Genomic DNA, 16,787 nt, shown 5'->3' with positions numbered 1-16,787 from the left:
GCAGTAACCGGCATACACCATGGACATATACTGGGAGCCCGTTTGGCTCACCCTGAAACTTGCAGGTTTGACCACCGTCGTGCTTCTGGTGGTGGGAACACCCATTGCCTGGTGGCTGGCCCGCAGTAAGCACTGGGTGAGGCAACCCATCGCGGCGATTGTCGCGCTGCCGTTGGTCTTGCCCCCCACGGTCCTCGGCTTCTACCTGCTCGTGCTTTTGGGGCCAAAAGGCATGGTTGGTCAGCTTACCGAGCAACTGGGGCTAAGCCTGTTGCCTTTCACTTTCGAGGGCCTGGTGGTCGCTTCGGTCATTTATTCCCTGCCCTTTACAGTTCAACCTCTGCAGAATGCTTTTGGCTCGATTAACCAACAACTTCTTGAGGTGGCATCGACGCTCCGGGCCTCGCCATGGGATCGCTTTTTCTCCATTGTAATTCCTCTGGCCCGGCCGGGATTTCTGACTGCCAGCGTGCTTACCTTTGCTCATACCATCGGCGAATTTGGCGTTGTTCTGATGATTGGCGGCAACATACCAGGTGAAACCAAGGTGCTCTCTGTGGCCATCTACGATCACGTGGAATCCCTGGAATACGCGCAGGCCCATTGGTTGTCCGCAGGTATGCTTGTGTTCTCCTTCGTCGTGCTCGTAACGCTTTATTCGCTCAATGGCCGGTTGCAACCAGGACTGGTGAAGTGATGGCCACACAAGGAATACAGGCGCGCTTCAGCTGCCAGTTCGGAACGTTTGCACTGAACGTTGAACTGGATCTACCGGGCAGCGGGCTTACCGCCCTGTTCGGGCATTCCGGCTGCGGAAAAACAACGCTGCTGCGCTGCATGGCTGGCCTGCAAGCGGCTGACGGCATCATGCGCGTTAACGGTGATGAGTGGCAGAGCGACTGCGGCAGCCGCCCTGTTCACCAACGCCCACTGGCTTACGTATTTCAGGAAACCAGCCTGTTCCCCCATCTCTCAGTTAAACGAAACCTGATGTACGGGTACAAGCGCATTCCGCAGAGCGAACGCCAGATAACCTTTGATCAAGCGGTTGCGTGGCTGGGGTTATCGCATCTACTCAGCCGCATGCCAGAAAAGCTTTCCGGCGGTGAGCGTCAGCGTGTGGCTATCGCACGGGCACTGCTGACCAGCCCTCGGCTCCTGCTGCTTGATGAGCCCTTGTCTGCCCTTGACCAGACCAGCAAACAGGAGATCATGCCCTATCTGGAAGCCTTACGGGACAACCTGGCAATCCCCATGCTCTATGTTTCCCACTCGACGGCAGAAGTGGCGCGGCTTGCAGATCACATTGTGATGATGGATGGAGGACGCGTTGTCGCTGAAGGGCCTCTACAACAGATAATGGCACGCACGGATCAACCCTTCGGCCTTGAGGAAGATGCTGGCGTGATTCTCGATGCGACCATCTCGGAATATGATGCACAGTGGCATTTGTGCCGGGCTGATTTTGCCGGCGGCAGTCTATGGGTAAGATCGGATGAAGGCTTACCAATCGGGCAGAAAATCCGTTTGCAGGTGCTTGCCAGAGATATCAGCCTGGCTCTGAGCGAGCAGACTGACCAGAGCATTCAGAACCTGCTGCCCGCAACCGTCGACGAGATAGCTTCCAATGTCAGCCCGGGAACCTCCATTGTGCGCCTGCTGGCAGGTCAAACTCCCTTTCTCTCACGACTAACGACACGGGCTGTACATACCCTTGCCATAAGACCCGGGCAACAGCTCTGGATGCAGGTAAAATCTGTGGCGATAGTTGATTAACAGGGCTCCCGAATCAGAAACCCCGAAACCACTCAGCGGGTACCGAAAACCACCATGGTTTTGCCCTTCACTCTTACAAGCCCTTGATCCTCAAGGGTTTTCAAAACCCGACCTACCATTTCTCGGGAACAGCCAACAATACGGCCGATTTCCTGGCGGGTGATTTTGATCTGCATGCCGTCAGGGTGTGTCATGGCATCAGGCTCCTTGCACAAATCCAGCAAGGTACGGGCAACCCGCCCGGTCACATCCAGGAAGGCCAGATCACCGACTTTACGCGTAGTCTGGCGCAACCGTGAGGCCATCTGTTCGCCAATAAAGTAGAGTACTCCGAGGTCCTGCTGGGCAATTTCGCGGAACTTGGGGTAGCTGATTTCAGCCACCTCACATTCAGTTTTCGCTTTCACCCAGGCACTGCGGGAATCCATGTTGTCGAACAACCCCATCTCACCAAAAAAATCTCCGGCATTGAGGTAGGCCATGATCATCTCACGGCCATCATCATCTTCAATAATGACCGTAACTGAGCCCTTGACGATGTAGAAAAGGGAATCGCTTTTGTCGCCCGCATAAATAATGGTGCTCTTGGCCGGGTACCGGCGGCGATGACATTGCGAAAGAAAATAATCGAGATGCTTGGTTTTCTGCTCAACCGGCTTGACGATAGTGGCCATGGTGCGAGTCGTGCCTCCTCAAATACTGACGGGTTCCAATGTTTTTTTATTCACCCGGCTTTCCCTGCGGGTTCATTTATTTTCGCTGCAAAACAGAGCAACTTATAACAAGAAGGTCTGCTTCGGGCAACTGGAAACAGTATACAAGATGTATCTGGATTCGGCTGTTACCGTCTGTCAGCAGGCCCGGGTTGTGCTAGCATCCGACTCCAACAGTTTATTTCAGGGCAGGCCGCCATCCGCCCTGCCCCAAAGGAGAAGCCCCTTATGAAAGCAACCATCGACTGGACAGGAAACGCCAGTTTTCGCGCAACCAGCGGTACCGGCCACTCAGTGCAACTGGACGGCCCGCCAGATCACGGGGGTGAAAACCTGGGGCCCCGGCCCATGGAATTACTGCTGATGGGGCTTGGGGGCTGTTCAGCATTTGATGTGATGAGCATCCTGAAAAAAAGCCGCCAGGACGTCACTGCCTGCCATGCCGAACTGGAAGCCGAACGGGCAGACGCAATCCCGTCGGTCTTCACGAAAATTCATCTTCATTTCGTTGTGACCGGACGTAACCTCAAGGAAAATCAGGTAAAACGCGCCGTTAGCCTGTCAGCCGAAAAGTACTGCTCCGCCTCGATCATGCTCGAGCAGGCAGGCGTGGAAATCAGCCACAGCCACGAAATCCGCGACGCGGAATAACCCCTGCCAGCAAGCACTATTCATCATAGGGCTCGGCGTGCATAATACCGCCCTTTCTCCGCCGGTCTGCGCAAAAGGTGAACAACCTGGTCAGTAGTCGGTGGCGGCCTATGCAGAGTGTGCAACAGACGCTCTGCCGACATTCATCTCCATAATGCGGAGGGGCTGAGCATGGAACCAAAACTCCAGTTGCACGGTTTCAACAACCTGACCAAATCTCTGAGCTTCAATATCTATGACATCTGTTACGCGCAGACCGAAGAGCAACGCGAAGCCTATATCGATTACATTGACGAGATGTATAACGCGGAGCGCCTTACGCAGATCCTGACTGATGTGGTCAAGATCATCGGTGCCAACGTTCTCAACATTGCTCGCCAGGATTACGAGCCCCATGGCGCATCAGTCACTATGCTCATTGCCGAGCATGAGCTGACCAGTGGCGAAGAGCCCGACAACGAAGAATCACCCGGCCCGCTTCCGGACACCATTGTGGCCCATCTGGATAAAAGCCACGTTACGGTGCACACCTATCCGGAGAGTCATCCGCACGAGGGCATAAGCACCTTCCGGGCTGACATCGATGTCTCCACCTGCGGTTTGATCTCGCCGCTGAAAGTGCTCAACTATCTGATCCACAGTTTCGATTCTGATGTGGTCACCGTTGACTACCGGGTTCGCGGTTTTACCCGGGATGTAGACGGCACCAAGCATTACATTGATCACGACATCAATTCGATTCAGAACTACCTGACCGAAGATACGCAGAACGCCTATCAGATGATCGACGTGAACGTTTATCAGGAAAACCTCTTTCACACCAAAATGATGCTGAAAGCGTTCGACCTGAATAACTATGTGTTCGGCGTGAATGCCGACGAGCTCGACCCACAGATAGCGCAATCAATCGAAGATCGGCTGCGCCGCGAAAAGCTGGAGATCTTCTACTCCCGAAACGTGGAATAACAGCTCAAGGCGAGGACTCGGCCGGGCCTTTGCCCGGCAAGGGAGTCAGGCAAACGATTTCTGGGCAATCAGGCGCTGCACCATGGGTCTTACGATCAGATCCATGGCCAGCGCCATTTTTGTGCCTGGAATAACCAGAGTGTCGTGGCGGGAAAGCGTACTGTTCTGTATAGCCTGCAACAGGTAGGAAAAATCTACGTCGGAGGCATCGCGGAACCGGATCACCAGCATGCTCTCATCCTCTGTGGGCACGTCCCGGACGACAAACGGGTTGGATGTATCCACCAGAGGAATGCGCTGGAAGTTGATATGAGTGTGTGAAAACTGGGGCACTATATCGTGAACGTAATCATCCATTCGGTTGATGATTGTTGCCACCACGGCTTCCTGACTGTAACCCCGCTGGTGGGTATCACGGTGTATTTTCTGAATCCACTCCAGATTCACAATGGGCACGACGCCGATCAGCAAGTCCACATACTGGGCGATATTGAACGCCTCACTTACAACGGCTCCGTGTAAGCCCTCATAAAAGAGCAGATCAGTATCCGGTTCCAGTGACCCCCAGGCCGTGAAGGTGCCTGGTTTATGCCCCTCAGCCTGCAGAGCACGATCCTCATCATGAACATACTGTCGATAACGGCCATTGCCTGAATGGCCATAGTCGTAAAACAGGGCTTCAAGCTTATCTATATGGTTGGCGGCGAGCGCAAAATGGTTACGCTCGCCAAACTGTCCCTTGGCCGCCAACCGGGCCATCTGTTCACGGTTATAGCGGTGAAAACTGTCACCACTGACCATGGCAGCCGAGACCCCCTCACCGGCAAACATGCGTCGGAATATTTGGCCGGTGGTGCTTGTACCAGCACCGGATGAGCCGGTAACCGCAATAATAGGGTGACGTTTTGACATAACTGAGGCGCGCCGGGGTTTGAAAGGAGTCGGGTAAGAGTCAGGTCAGGCTATCAAGCGAGCGGGGCTTCTCGATTACGAACCCCTGAGCATAATCAACACCAAGCTGCCTCAGTGTATCCAGCACATCGCGGGATTCAACCTGAGCAGCGATCACCTCGCGATCCATGTAATGTGCCATATCCACCATGGACTGCACCATGGCCCGATCGGTTTCACTCGTATTAAGTTGACCTATGAACGCATTGTCAATCTTGATCAAGTCGACCGGCAACGCACGCATGAACTCGAATGAACTGGGGCCGCTACCGAAATTTCCGAGGCAGAACCTGCACCCTAGCTCTTTCATCTCAATAATAAAGTCTGCCACAGCCTCCACATCGTTGATCGCGGACGCTTCGGTTATTTCAAACCAGAGGCGCTCAATGGGCGCATCCTTTTCACTCAGTTTTTCATAAATGTATTCGAGCAACGATTGGTCATTCAGCGAGTAGCCGGAAAGATTAATGCACACTCCACCAAAATGGCGGGGGTCCGGCGCCTGCACTCGTAACCAGTCCAACATATGCCCGACAACCCAACGATCAACGGCCTGCATACGGTCATACCGCTCAGCCATACGAACAAAGTCACGGCCTGTAATCAGTACCCCGGCGTCATCGTACATGCTGATCAGCACTTCATACTGGGCCGCCATGTTAGTACGGCTATGCAGCGGAATAATCTTCTGGCAGCGCAACAACATCCGCTCTTCATCCAGATCACCAAGACTGGCGACCTTCGCGGCAATCTGCTCCTGGCGGGCCTGATCATCGGCACCCAGAGAGTACTCCGCCACTTTGCCATGCCCTTTCTGCCGGGCAGCGCTCAAAGCCTCCTCCGACGCTCTCAGCCAGCGCTCAGCGCTAACCAGGCCAGGCAACTCAGGCACAATTCCGATACTGGCGGATAATCTGTAGTCACGACCATCGTATATAAATTTAGCGGCCTCGACGGCTGCGATCAGGTTGCGGGCCGCATCGTCAGCGTTCTCAGAGGGCACCAACATCCCAAACTCATTGCCCGCAAGGCGGGCCAGGGGCATGCCATCGCCCACAAGCTTGCGCAACAGATCTGCGACACTTTTCAGGGCGTCATCACCCGCCTGATAACCGGCAGTGTCGTTCAGCAGGCGAAACTTCCGCAGATCCAGTCGCAACAGGGAACGCTCGTCTTCGCGCCGGGCCAGCTGCTGATCGAGCATGCGTTCAAACTCCCGGCGCCCGAGGAGGCCGGTTAGCTCGTCATGTGTAGACGCCCAGGATAACTGGTCATAGACCTTGCGAACCATACGGTCGATACTTTCATCCACCAGAGGACGCTCGTACTGGCCGTCGGGCACGATTATGCCTTTGCGCATGTGGCGCGCCAGAGCTTCCAGCTCAAGCTCCACAACCCGCATACCCTGGTGGTTCACAAAAACAAACCGGCTGAATCCGCGAGCGACCCAGACCAACCGGATGTATTGTGGCTCGTCGGGTTTTTCCTGGTCCCGCAGCCAGTCACCTGTACGAAGCTTCTGAGCCCGGTTTATCCAGCGCTGAAGGCTGCGCTGCTCCCGCTCCGACAACGACTGCTTGATATCTTTCGCGGCCGGTGTCGGCGGCACCTCCACCATTTCAGGGGGTTTGTCAGGACTGCGTACCAGAAATTGTTTCAGCTCATCACGAATCTGGGATGACGGCATGTGGTTGCTGGAGATCGACGCCAGACCATCCTGGATAACCCGAAGCAATTCAGGCAAGTTCACAGTGCTTTCATTGTCGTCAGCAAACGCGAGCAATGAATCAACCACAGAGAGGTAGTCCTGCCAGGCCTGGCTGTCCGGACCTTGTCGGATCCATGTCAGCGATAACAAATCCCGCCAGCCGCCATCAAGCAGGCTGAGCACGGCTTTCGGTATTTTGCGCCCCGCCAATTTCCGGTTCAGCACATCCACAACTGCGGTTTTGGATTCGGCAACTTTCTGGGCGCCCTCTGCTGCGGCGGTTACCCGCTCAACGTTGCGACGATAGACCAGATTCTGGCGATCAATCAGTCCGTCAAGCTCTTGAACCGTTTGCTCAAACACACCGGTGTCTTGCTCAAACTCCGTGGTAATTCGCTGGATGAGTTCATCTACCCGACGCTGGACAACCGGGTTGAGCCGGCCACCCTTCACACCAATCTGAGCCAGCCGGTTCATTACCCCTCTGACAGGGCTATTCCTGTCATCAAAAAATGCAGGATCGCGCATCACAACTTTCAAAACCGGCACTTCGAGCTGGCGCATTCGCTCCTGAGCGTATTCGCTCAGCTTCGGACTCTCGGTAACCGAGTTAAAAAAGCGGTCGACAACATCGAGCGTGCCTTGCTGCTCATCGTCCAGCTTTTTTTCACCACTCTCGAGAACCTTCTCGACCACTCGTTCCCGCAGAGGAATAACGTTGCTGGCGCTGGCAACCGGTTCAGCCTGAAGCTGCTGGAGCTCACGCTGCAGCTCACCTGAAGTCATCGGTTGGGCGTTGACCGGGAAAGGTGCCGGTTCGGTTTCACCACGGGTTGCACGGCTGGCCGCAAGGGTTCCAAGCAGGTTTCGCACAGTGGCAAACGCGGTTTGGGCGGCCTGTGCATACCCCCGGAACTCGCTGCCAAGGCGAGTTTTAACGGAACCGGTATCACGGTTTGGTGAAGGGTCCGCCGCGCATGCTGCCGGATTGTTTTGCGACTGAGTCGCTGCAGCTGCCGAGGTATGTGGCTGCGACGCCTTTGGTTCTGTTTCTTCCTGATTAGGCTCAGGCTCGCTTATGTCAGGTGTGGTTTTGCTTTGAGCGCTGCCGACGGCCTGTTCGCTCAAGTATTTGCTGAGATCAAGCTCCGGCAGAACACCATGGCGAACCAGAATATCGTTCAACTCTTTGTACAAGGGTCCCAGATGAAGCAGCACAGACTGTTCAAATGCCTTCAGACAGATTTTTTCAACCTCTCTGGAAGCTTTGAGCTGACTCAAGCCGGAGTGAAACGACTCACATACAAGTGAGGGGCCGAGAGGATTATGATGCCCGGTTGCATTGGCAATGCCCAGCTTGTCCAGGCGGAGCTTGAGCTGCAACAGATCTTTACGGTAAAGGGTGTCGGCCTTTGTAACCATAACCCGGATCGTCAGCCAGTCTTCAAACTCACCCTTGTCCACCATCGAAAGTTCGGAACCCGGAAACCCTTTGGGTGCAGGCTTAAGAGGGGACTCAAGAGCACGAGCTATCTGGTGCCATATAACCCGCTGCCGAGCCTGAATCTGGCCCGAAAAATCCATCATTTCGTTAGCTTGTTGATCGTTTTTGGCTTTGTGCGCCGCGTCTTTCAAGGCTGCGGCCATTTGCACAAAGCAGGTATCCATGAGTGGTTCTATATGCTGAATAACTGCGCGCGCAGACTGATGCAAAACAAACTGCACACGCTCACTCGGGGCGCGTAGAGAAGCACGCTCCTGATCATGGGAGCCTCCGCACTGTTTTAACATCGCCGCAACTGCTTCCGGGTTCGTACGTGTAAAATTAACGCCCATAGCACCGTCAATGCGCCGCACAACACTGACGTGAAGTTCGTGCCGGCGCCGTCCATCCAGATCGCGAAAGCGCACAATCAACTCTGATGGCGTGGCGGAAGCAAAAGCCCGATCAAGCTTGCGCGATGTTTCACCGGAATAACGGACAAACAGGCCTTCGGGGCAAAAATCCGAAATCTGACAGGGCCAGGACTCGCCCCTACCCAGGTCAATCTGGGCAGCAAGTTTGATCGGTTTGCGGGGGCTGCTGCGTCTTTCTCTCGGATCCATGAACTACCTGATATTGCGCAAGACCGGAAGGGGCCGGGTATTCTGACCGCTCACGACTAACTTCACTAAAAACAATGGACTCGGCCAATTGTCGTTATAAAAAATGCTTCGGTGCTTATAACCGCAATGCTTATTGTACTATAGCGGCTGGTTGGGGGCACACAAACAGTAGCGTATTAACCTCATAACCTATGAAACAGCTTAGTCAGATCTATACAGTTTTGCTACTGATAACATTTCTTGGCGGTTGCACCACAATGACCTGTTACCGCAAGGCCGTTGTGGTCACAGCGGCTTGAAAAATACTTTTGAGTTACGTTGCGTGTTGTAAGAGGCGAGCTTTGGCCCGGGCAACGCCTGAACCGTACTGGGCTGGAAGCCTCGCTCACGAAACCAGTGCTCAGTTTGTGTAGTGAGTACGAACAACTTCTGGATACCCTGGCTCCGGGCATGCTTTTCAATCATTAACAGAATCTCGTCACCACGACCGGCACGGCGATAGGCAGAATCCACCGCAAAGCAGGAAAGCTCGCCCGCACCTTCATCCGGATAGTTGTGCAGGGCCGCGCAACCAACAATGGTGCCGTCCCGCTCCGCTACAACAAAGTGCTCAATATCAGTTTCCAGCATTTCCCGGGATCTTCGCACGAGGATACCCTGCTCTTCCAACGGCTCAATCAGCCCCAGAATTCCGCCGATGTCCTCAGCCCGGGCCTGCCGGATCTGCTCATAGTGATCACCGCTGACCAGAGTGCCCGTACCGTCCCGGGTGAACAGCTCTTCCAGCAGCGCACCATCGTTCACATAGCTGATAATGTGCGCACGCCGCACACCCTTTAAACAGGCGTCACAGGCAGCTCGCAGCAAGTCTGCGTCGTGCCCGGTCACGGTTCCGTCCGCCAACCGTTCCGGAGCCTGACGGGCTGAAAGCTCCCGAATAAGAGAACCGTCCTGCTCCAGCAGGCCCTGATCATCGATAAAGACGATAAGCTTTTCGGCCTGCAGCGCCGCTGCAACCTGGCTCCCCACGTCTTCGTACGACAGATTGAACGTATCGCCCGTGGGTGAATAGCCCATGGGGGGAAGTAATACGATATGCCCATGTTCCAGCAGCTTCTCGATACCGGCTACATCGACTCGTCGCACCTTGCCGGTATGCCCGAAATCGATGCCGTCCAGCACGCCGACCGGCTTCGCAGTTACATAGTTGCCGCTGCTGACCCGGATGCGAGCGTTGTGCATGGGTGAGTTCACCAGCCCCATGGATAGCTGGCTTTCAAGATATGCCCGTAAGCCACCGGTTGCTTCCATAACCAGCGGCAAATGGTTTTCGGGGGTGATGCGCAGGCTACGGGAAAATGACGATTCCAGACCGGCGGCATTCAGGCGGTTCTGGATCTGCGGCCGCGACCCGAAGGCCACCACCAAACGCATACCCAGACTACTCAACAGCGCGATGTCATGGATGATGTTGATAAAGTTTTCATGCTCAACCGCATCACCCGGGATGGTCAACACCACCGTACGGCCACGGTGGGCATTGATATAGGGCGATGAATGGCGAAAGGAATGCAGCCAGCCGTTCGATTTCAAATGTTGATCCTCAATCCGTAATTTTTTACGCGCTTACCAGTCTACTCCAAGAGTGCTGCCGGGCGCCCACTCCAAAAGCGTGGAGCGCCAAGGATGGCGCGACCGAGCCCTACATGGACGTATTTACGGGCGTGTTTTGGAGTGGGCGCCCGGCAGCGCTCAGCCACTTGGTCTGAAGCGCAAGGATACTTAAAGACAAAACTGCCGAATAAGGCCCCTGAGAATGGTAACTGTAGGCTCCAACTGCGACATCTCTATAAACTCATCGGGCTGATGTGCCTGATCGATAGAACCCGGCCCTAAAACCAGAGTTTCCATACCAAGCTTCTGCAACCAGGGAGCCTCGGTCGCAAAAGCGACCGCGTGGGCAGTATGGCCGGTGAGCTGCTCGCAGGCTTTCACGAGTGCAGCGTCCTCCGGCGTTTCAAATGGTGGTACGCCATCAAACAGCGGCTCGAATTCCATAACTAATCCGCGTCGCTCAGCCACCGGCTGAATTTTGTATAGAATGTCGTGGCGCAGGTTTTCCATGCTCATGCCGGGCAGCGGGCGAAGATCAAAGTGCAGCTCGCAGCGGGCGCATATGCGGTTGGGGTTATCGCCACCGTGAATGCAGCCAAGGTTCAGCGTTGGCACCTGCACGTCAAAATTCGAATTACTGTAGTGGGCCTGCCAATCTGCGCGCAGGGCCAGGAGCTCCCCAAGCGCCTCGTGCATGCCCTCAAGAGCATTGCGACCCAACCCGGGGTCGGACGAGTGTCCAGACTGCCCCTCAAACGTTAAGCGCTCCATCATGATGCCTTTATGCATACGCACGGGCCTGAGGCTGGTGGGCTCGCCAATGACGGCATAACGGGCTTTCGGCTTGCCAGCTTCAGCGAGAGCCCTGGCGCCATTCATGGAGGTTTCCTCATCCGCTGTCGCAAGTATGATCAGCGGTTGTTTCATGTCCGCGGCTGTAAACGCCTTGGCGGCTTCAATCGCGAGAGGAAAAAAGCCTTTCATATCGCAGGTGCCTAGACCATACCAGCGATTGTCACGTTCGGTCAGGGTGAAAGGATCGCTTTGCCAGCGTTTGTCATCAAAAGGCACAGTATCCGTATGGCCGGACAGTACAAGGCCACCGGGACCGCTGCCCAGAGTAGCAATAAGGTTATATTTGCCAGGCATGCCGGGGACCGCCAGAATTTCTACTGAGAAGCCCAGCGCTTCCAGCCACTCACCAAGCGTTCGAACCACCGGCTCATTACTGTGATCCCACTCTGCCGATGCACTGCTTATAGACGGTAGCGAAACGAGTGTTGCCAGCATCTCGCGAACGTCCGGGACGGTATCGGCCCTGTTGGTAACCTTACGGCTGTCACTTTCGTTGTGGAATTGCTGCATTGTTCCGCCTCGCTCTGGCTCGTGCACTATCGTGCCTGGCCGCGCCGCCAAACCTCGAACTCCGTAATTGCGCGAACAGCTATCGGGTAGGCCACCTCGCCTCCAGCGACCTCACGAGCAATTTCCAGTTGTCGTTCGGTAACACTCGCCAGACGGCCCTCCACCAGATTTCCGTTTGAGAGTAGCACCCTCACCTTGCGCCCGATCCATGCTGTCGACGTTTCAGGATCTTCAGCATGCCAACTGGTAAGCGCCGGATTCTCGCGGGGAACTACCGGCTCCAACGCTTCTCTGGGCGGCTCAACAACAACGGGTTCCGCCTTGCGAAGAAATACATCTGGTACCTTGGCACCATTGTACTCCACCGTCCAACTCTGGTTGCCATCCGCACTCTCATCTTCTGAGCGCACCGGTATGCCCAGTGTTTCAGAGCCAGGACGAACCGTCGCAGTTATTTCCCCACCCTCGAGCAGCCACTGCCGATACAACGCACGCAACTGTTCGCTGGCCCGCCAACCATACGCCTTCAGTCCCGCTTCAAAGGATCCCAATGCGCGTCCAGCCCATTGGCCAGGATCTATGCCGGCTTCGCGAGCGCAGTAGGCTGCAACCCGGCGCATAAGCCCCCCGTCTCTCAGCGTTACCTCAAGGGGTTGAGATGAACTCTCCAGCGTCGCTTCCGGTGTTACCAGGTTAATACGGGCACCCGGCCAATTAATTTCCAGGCTACCGGTATTGGCGGTGTTCAACTCGAGATGAACATGCTCAGGCGTCTGGCGCACGATAAGCTCGCCCGCCAAACGGGTGACCCCCATGCGCAGCAGGTCACCGCTACCCAGTTGCTGACGCGGATCTGGTGCACAGGGAAGTGCAAATAACGCCGCCTGCTCACCCCAGCCGGTCCCATCAGCAGTTACCCAGTTCCGAAACATGGTTGCCTCAAGCGCGAGGGCCAGGCCCTCTGCCTGCAGCGACCAGTTAGCCGGCAGATCGGAAGGGTCTGCAAGCGCGGCAAGCAAGGCAACGGGAGATCCAGCATCCAGCTCTGCCCGGCCTATGACCAATGGCTGGGTCAGTTCAAAGTCCTGCCAGTGCGCGCCTGACAGCACCAGGCGACCCTCAACACCGGACCCTATCTTGCCGCGCTCCAAAACCCCACTCTCGCCAAGCGCCTGGCGCGCCTCTGACATGCGTTGGTCCGCCAGCCACCAGACGCCAGCCTTGTATGCGGCAAAACCTAGCAAGGCAGCCAGAACCAGAGTTGTGAACAGACGTTTCATCCGGAAAATCCTCAGGCAGCGCCGTCAGTTGCAGGAAATCATTAGTTTCGGGAAATCAGGGTACCGACACCCTCATCCGTAAAGATTTCCAGTAGGCACGCGTGAGCCACCCGGCCATCAATGATATGCGAGGTTCGCACACCATTTTCTACAGCGCTCAGCGCGCAGCGAATCTTCGGCAGCATGCCGCCGTGGATGGTGCCGTCTTCAATCAGGTCATTCACCTGCTGCGCAGTCAGCCCGGTGAGCACTTTGTCTTCCTTGCTCTTGAGCCCCGATACGTTGGTCAGCAGCATCAGCTTCTCGGCCTTCATGGCCTCTGCTACCTTGCCGGCCACCAGATCTGCATTGATGTTGTAAGAGGCACCATCGGGCCCGACACCAATCGGCGCAATTACGGGGATCACATTGCTGCGGGTAAGCATGTCAATAACATCCACATTGATACTGGCCACTTCGCCAACACGCCCGATATCAATAATCTCCGGGCGCTCCAGCTCTGGAGAACGGTCCATTACTTCGAGTTTGCGGGCGCGAATAAGATTGGCGTCCTTCCCGGTCAGACCTATAGCCGTGCCGCCCTGGGCATTGATCAGAGACACAATTTCCTTGTTAACCTGGCCACCCAGCACCATTTCCACCACATCCATGGTTGCGGCATCGGTGACACGCATGCCATTCACAAAGCGGGACTGAATGTTGAGACGCTGTAGCAACTCGCCAATCTGGGGACCGCCACCATGAACAACGATAGGGTTGATACCCACCAGCTTCATCAGCACCACGTCACGGGCGAAACTGCTTTTAAGTTCCTCGTTTTCCATGGCATTGCCGCCATACTTTATGACGACCGTTTTGCCGGTAAACCGTTGGATATACGGTAAACCACGGCTAAGAACGGTAGCCACCTGCATTGCAGTTTCACGATCCAGCGTCATCTTGTTGCCTTAATAAATCAGAAATAAAAAGTTGGAAGCCCGCACGGCCAGTGTCAAAACTCAGCCACGAGGTCCGGTGCCGCCTTCTTCAGCGCGTCCCTGAAGACGCCTTTTATTCGATCAAGCGCCTCTTGCGTTTCGGCCTCAAAGCGCAATACCAGCATCGGGGTAGTGTTGGAAGCACGACACAAACCCCAGCCATCAGCGTAATCCACACGGATACCGTCTATGTTGCTGACATTACCGTCGCCAAATTCCCCTTCGTTGGCCAGCGTATCCATTATGCTGAACTTACTGCTTTCAGTTACTTCAACGTTAAGCTCCGGTGTACTGATATCCTCGGGGAAGTCTTCAAACACTTCATCACTGTGACGGTCTTCAATACCCAGTATTTCCAGGAGCCTTGCTGCCGAATAGAGTCCGTCATCAAATCCATACCAGCGTTCCGCAAAGAAAATATGACCACTCATTTCACCCGCCAGCAAGGCTCCGGTTTCCTTCATCTTGGCCTTCATCAGCGAATGGCCGGTTTTCCACATAATCGGTCGCCCGCCAGCTTCGGAAATTACGCCGGCAAGCCTGCGGCTGCATTTCACATCGTAGAGCACATCGGCGCCGGGGTTACGTGATACCACGTCCCGGGCGAAGAGCATCAACAGACGGTCGGGCCAGATAATCTTCCCGGAATTAGTCACCAGACCAAGCCGGTCACCATCGCCGTCAAATGCAATGCCAAGATCTGCACCTTCGCTTTTAACTTTCTCGATCAGGTCAGCAAGGTTGGCAGGCTTACCCGGATCCGGATGGTGATTCGGGAAATCGCCGTCAACGTCGCAGTATAACGGCACCACCTCGCAACCAAGTTCCTCAATCAGTATGGGCCCCAACTCCCCCGCGATACCGTTCCCGGCATCCACCACTACCTTAAGCGGCGCGGCAACGGCAATATCTCCAACAATACGATCAAGATACGCTCGGCGCACATCCTCAGAGGACTGGGTGCCGCGGCCAGCAGCCAGATCACCCGACTGCACTCGTCGATAAAGGGCCTTGATTGCATCGCCAGACAGGGTTTCACCCCCCAGCATTATTTTAAGACCGTTGTAGTTGGCCGGATTATGGCTACCGGTGACCATGACACCCGAACCTGTCTCAAGATGGTGGGTTGCAAAATAGAGCACGGGCGTTGGCACCGCGCCAATCTGAATAACATCACAACCCGAAGCCATGACGCCCCGGGCCAACGCATCTGCCAGATCCGGGCTTGAGTGACGGCCGTCATAACCTATGCACAGCGATGGCAACCCGCGGCTGATGGCCTCGGAGCCTATAGCAGCACCGATCCTCTCAACAATAGGCGCAGACAAAGTCTCACCTACAATGCCCCGGATATCGTAGGCCCGGAAAATTCCCGGGGATATTTCTACTGACGGCTCGCCCGTCTCTTCAACCCCCGGCATGTCTCCGCCGGCAAAAAATGAGCTGTCACTGTTGCCGCTGCCGAAGCCCAGTACATCTTCGTCTCCGTCGAGCATGTCGATGTCCGGGAGCTCCTTATCCTGAAACAGGGGTTCAGCGTCTACCGATTCAGCCACCTTTGAACCCTTCATGGGCTTCGGCCGGACATTTTCTGCGGCCTTTGCCAAACGCTTGTCAGTCACCTGGGACAGCCGATAAAGCACCTCGCCTGCGGAGGCAACCATATCCCACTGGAAACTTGGCAACTTCTGGCGCTCACCGCCAAATACCTTGTGTGCCCATTGGATCAGATTGGTTACTTCCCGGCGCAGGCCTTTTTGCGCGCTTATCAGCAACCACCACACGAGTAACGACGCCACCAGTGCCGGAACACCAACCAGTATCCCTACCATCAGGATGCTGACAGCCGGCTCCGGCGCAGAGCCCGGTCTATAGCTGACAGTCCAGTCAGGATTCGCCAGTGCCCTGGTTTCAGCGGCATTTGCACCAGTAGCACCATTCGCCCTGCCTACGAAGGGGCGGGACGCTCCGGCGACTGTTTGTATCAAGGCAAGCTCACCTCCAAGGCGTGTGTTAACCACGGCAAGAAGCGGCTGCATCATCGAGGCGTCGAAGACCATCAAAATACTGCCAACAACGGCTTTGCTCACCGGGTTACGCACAGGAGATGCCATCTGGATATACCACTGGTTTTCCCGGGGGAAAGCGTCCGGATACAGGGGTTGGCCATTTTCAGCACGACGTGCCAGCTCAAGCCCAGCGAAACCCAGCAGTTCGCTTCCGTTACCAGTCCTTGGAATCCGGCGATAAGGGAAAAGAAAAGCAGCTTTGACGCCAGGCATGGCAGTGATCAGCTTTTGCTCAACAGCTCCGGTATCCGCACGTTCCATCAAGGTGTCTACTACGTGGGGCTGGGTTGCAAGGCCATTTACGCTCTGCTGCATCAGCGCAAGATACTGGTTGATACGCTGCGCGGCCGCATCCGCCTCTGCGGTTTTCCAGGCATCGAAGCGCTTGTCCGCAGCAGGCTGCAGCACCAAAAAATACACCAGCGCCACCGCCGCTATTCCAGCCAGAAGAACAACGAGAGCCTGGCTAAAAGCGGTTGAGCCCAAGTGTTTCCCTTTTGAGCCAGCAGGTGCCCGGGCTTTCGATTTTTGTTTTACTTCAGCTGCCGACGGCCCATCGACAGGTGCTTCGGGAGCTTTTTTCTTACCCAGCTTCATAGTTCATCCTGCAA

12 protein-coding genes are annotated in these 16,787 nt (G+C 55.5%); 4 read left to right on the top strand and 8 right to left on the bottom strand.

Annotated elements, in window-relative coordinates; all coding sequences use genetic code 11:
• Window positions 1–19: 19 nt before the first annotated feature.
• Together modB and modC are read left to right on the top strand one after the other, a co-directional pair.
• Window positions 20–697, top strand: coding sequence for a molybdate ABC transporter permease subunit (gene modB, locus Q4606_RS01465; protein ID WP_303606448.1), 678 nt, complete (start codon window positions 20–22; stop codon window positions 695–697).
• Window positions 697–1,776, top strand: coding sequence for a molybdenum ABC transporter ATP-binding protein (modC, locus tag Q4606_RS01460; RefSeq protein ID WP_303606447.1), 1,080 nt, complete (start codon window positions 697–699; stop codon window positions 1,774–1,776). Before modB ends, modC begins: the two co-directional genes overlap by 1 nt.
• A 32-nt stretch (window positions 1,777–1,808) precedes the next feature.
• Here modC and crp read toward each other — a convergent pair whose 3' ends face one another.
• Window positions 1,809–2,450 carry a cAMP-activated global transcriptional regulator CRP gene (gene crp, locus Q4606_RS01455; protein WP_096783948.1) on the bottom strand — a complete coding sequence of 214 codons (642 nt, stop codon included), beginning with the start codon at window positions 2,448–2,450 and terminating at the stop codon, window positions 1,809–1,811.
• A gap of 267 nt (window positions 2,451–2,717) precedes the next feature.
• Here crp and Q4606_RS01450 point away from each other — a divergent pair, with 267 nt between their 5' ends.
• Both Q4606_RS01450 and speD read left to right on the top strand, forming a co-directional pair.
• On the top strand, window positions 2,718–3,140 hold the full coding sequence (locus tag Q4606_RS01450) for an OsmC family protein (RefSeq protein ID WP_303594605.1): 423 nt from the start codon (window positions 2,718–2,720) through the stop codon (window positions 3,138–3,140).
• Between the two features lie 171 nt (window positions 3,141–3,311).
• The gene (gene speD / locus Q4606_RS01445; RefSeq protein WP_303594607.1) at window positions 3,312–4,106 is read left to right on the top strand and encodes an adenosylmethionine decarboxylase; all 795 of its coding nucleotides are present in this window, start codon (window positions 3,312–3,314) and stop codon (window positions 4,104–4,106) included.
• A 45-nt stretch (window positions 4,107–4,151) separates the two neighbouring features.
• Here the strand turns inward: speD and Q4606_RS01440 are convergent, their stop codons facing one another.
• From Q4606_RS01440 to Q4606_RS01410, 7 genes are all read right to left on the bottom strand, one after another.
• A complete protein-coding gene (locus Q4606_RS01440) occupies window positions 4,152–5,018 on the bottom strand; it encodes a phosphoribulokinase (RefSeq protein WP_303594608.1) in 867 nt (288 codons plus the stop codon).
• Window positions 5,019–5,058: 40 nt separating this feature from the next.
• Window positions 5,059–8,871 (bottom strand): DUF1631 family protein, encoded by a 3,813-nt coding sequence (locus Q4606_RS01435; RefSeq protein ID WP_303606446.1) that lies wholly within the window; start codon window positions 8,869–8,871, stop codon window positions 5,059–5,061.
• Window positions 8,872–9,156: 285 nt separating this feature from the next.
• A complete protein-coding gene (gene argA / locus Q4606_RS01430; protein ID WP_303594610.1) occupies window positions 9,157–10,464 on the bottom strand; it encodes an amino-acid N-acetyltransferase in 1,308 nt (435 codons plus the stop codon).
• A gap of 189 nt (window positions 10,465–10,653) precedes the next feature.
• Window positions 10,654–11,850 (bottom strand): acetylornithine deacetylase, encoded by a 1,197-nt coding sequence (argE, locus tag Q4606_RS01425; protein WP_303606445.1) that lies wholly within the window; start codon window positions 11,848–11,850, stop codon window positions 10,654–10,656.
• A 26-nt stretch (window positions 11,851–11,876) separates the two neighbouring features.
• Window positions 11,877–13,130, bottom strand: coding sequence for an acetylornithine deacetylase (locus tag Q4606_RS01420; protein WP_303606444.1), 1,254 nt, complete (start codon window positions 13,128–13,130; stop codon window positions 11,877–11,879).
• Between the two features lie 41 nt (window positions 13,131–13,171).
• Window positions 13,172–14,068 carry an acetylglutamate kinase gene (argB, locus tag Q4606_RS01415; protein ID WP_303594614.1) on the bottom strand — a complete coding sequence of 299 codons (897 nt, stop codon included), beginning with the start codon at window positions 14,066–14,068 and terminating at the stop codon, window positions 13,172–13,174.
• 53 nt (window positions 14,069–14,121) lie between these two features.
• Window positions 14,122–16,773, bottom strand: a complete 2,652-nt coding sequence (locus Q4606_RS01410) for a phosphomannomutase/phosphoglucomutase (RefSeq protein ID WP_303606443.1) — start codon at window positions 16,771–16,773, stop codon at window positions 14,122–14,124.
• Window positions 16,774–16,787 lie beyond the last annotated feature (14 nt).

Source organism: Marinobacter sp. 1_MG-2023 (genome assembly GCF_030549045.1).
Lineage (GTDB): Bacteria > Pseudomonadota > Gammaproteobacteria > Pseudomonadales > Oleiphilaceae > Marinobacter.
The sequence above is the reverse complement of the archived record's forward strand: the minus strand, read 5'-3'. Positions and strand labels throughout refer to the sequence as shown.

Excerpts from the sequence above, each read along its gene's own strand:
- modB (WP_303606448.1), top strand. The coding sequence starts at position 20 with ATGGACATATACTGGGAGCCCGTTTGGCTCACCCTGAAACTTGCAGGT.
- Q4606_RS01435 (WP_303606446.1), bottom strand. The coding sequence starts at position 8,871 with ATGGATCCGAGAGAAAGACGCAGCAGCCCCCGCAAACCGATCAAACTT.
- argE (WP_303606445.1), bottom strand. The coding sequence starts at position 11,850 with ATGCAGCAATTCCACAACGAAAGTGACAGCCGTAAGGTTACCAACAGG.
- Q4606_RS01420 (WP_303606444.1), bottom strand. The coding sequence starts at position 13,130 with ATGAAACGTCTGTTCACAACTCTGGTTCTGGCTGCCTTGCTAGGTTTT.
- Q4606_RS01410 (WP_303606443.1), bottom strand. The coding sequence starts at position 16,773 with ATGAAGCTGGGTAAGAAAAAAGCTCCCGAAGCACCTGTCGATGGGCCG.
- speD (WP_303594607.1), top strand. The coding sequence starts at position 3,312 with ATGGAACCAAAACTCCAGTTGCACGGTTTCAACAACCTGACCAAATCT.
- argB (WP_303594614.1), bottom strand. The coding sequence starts at position 14,068 with ATGACGCTGGATCGTGAAACTGCAATGCAGGTGGCTACCGTTCTTAGC.
- crp (WP_096783948.1), bottom strand. The coding sequence starts at position 2,450 with ATGGCCACTATCGTCAAGCCGGTTGAGCAGAAAACCAAGCATCTCGAT.
- modC (WP_303606447.1), top strand. The coding sequence starts at position 697 with ATGGCCACACAAGGAATACAGGCGCGCTTCAGCTGCCAGTTCGGAACG.
- Q4606_RS01440 (WP_303594608.1), bottom strand. The coding sequence starts at position 5,018 with ATGTCAAAACGTCACCCTATTATTGCGGTTACCGGCTCATCCGGTGCT.
- Q4606_RS01450 (WP_303594605.1), top strand. The coding sequence starts at position 2,718 with ATGAAAGCAACCATCGACTGGACAGGAAACGCCAGTTTTCGCGCAACC.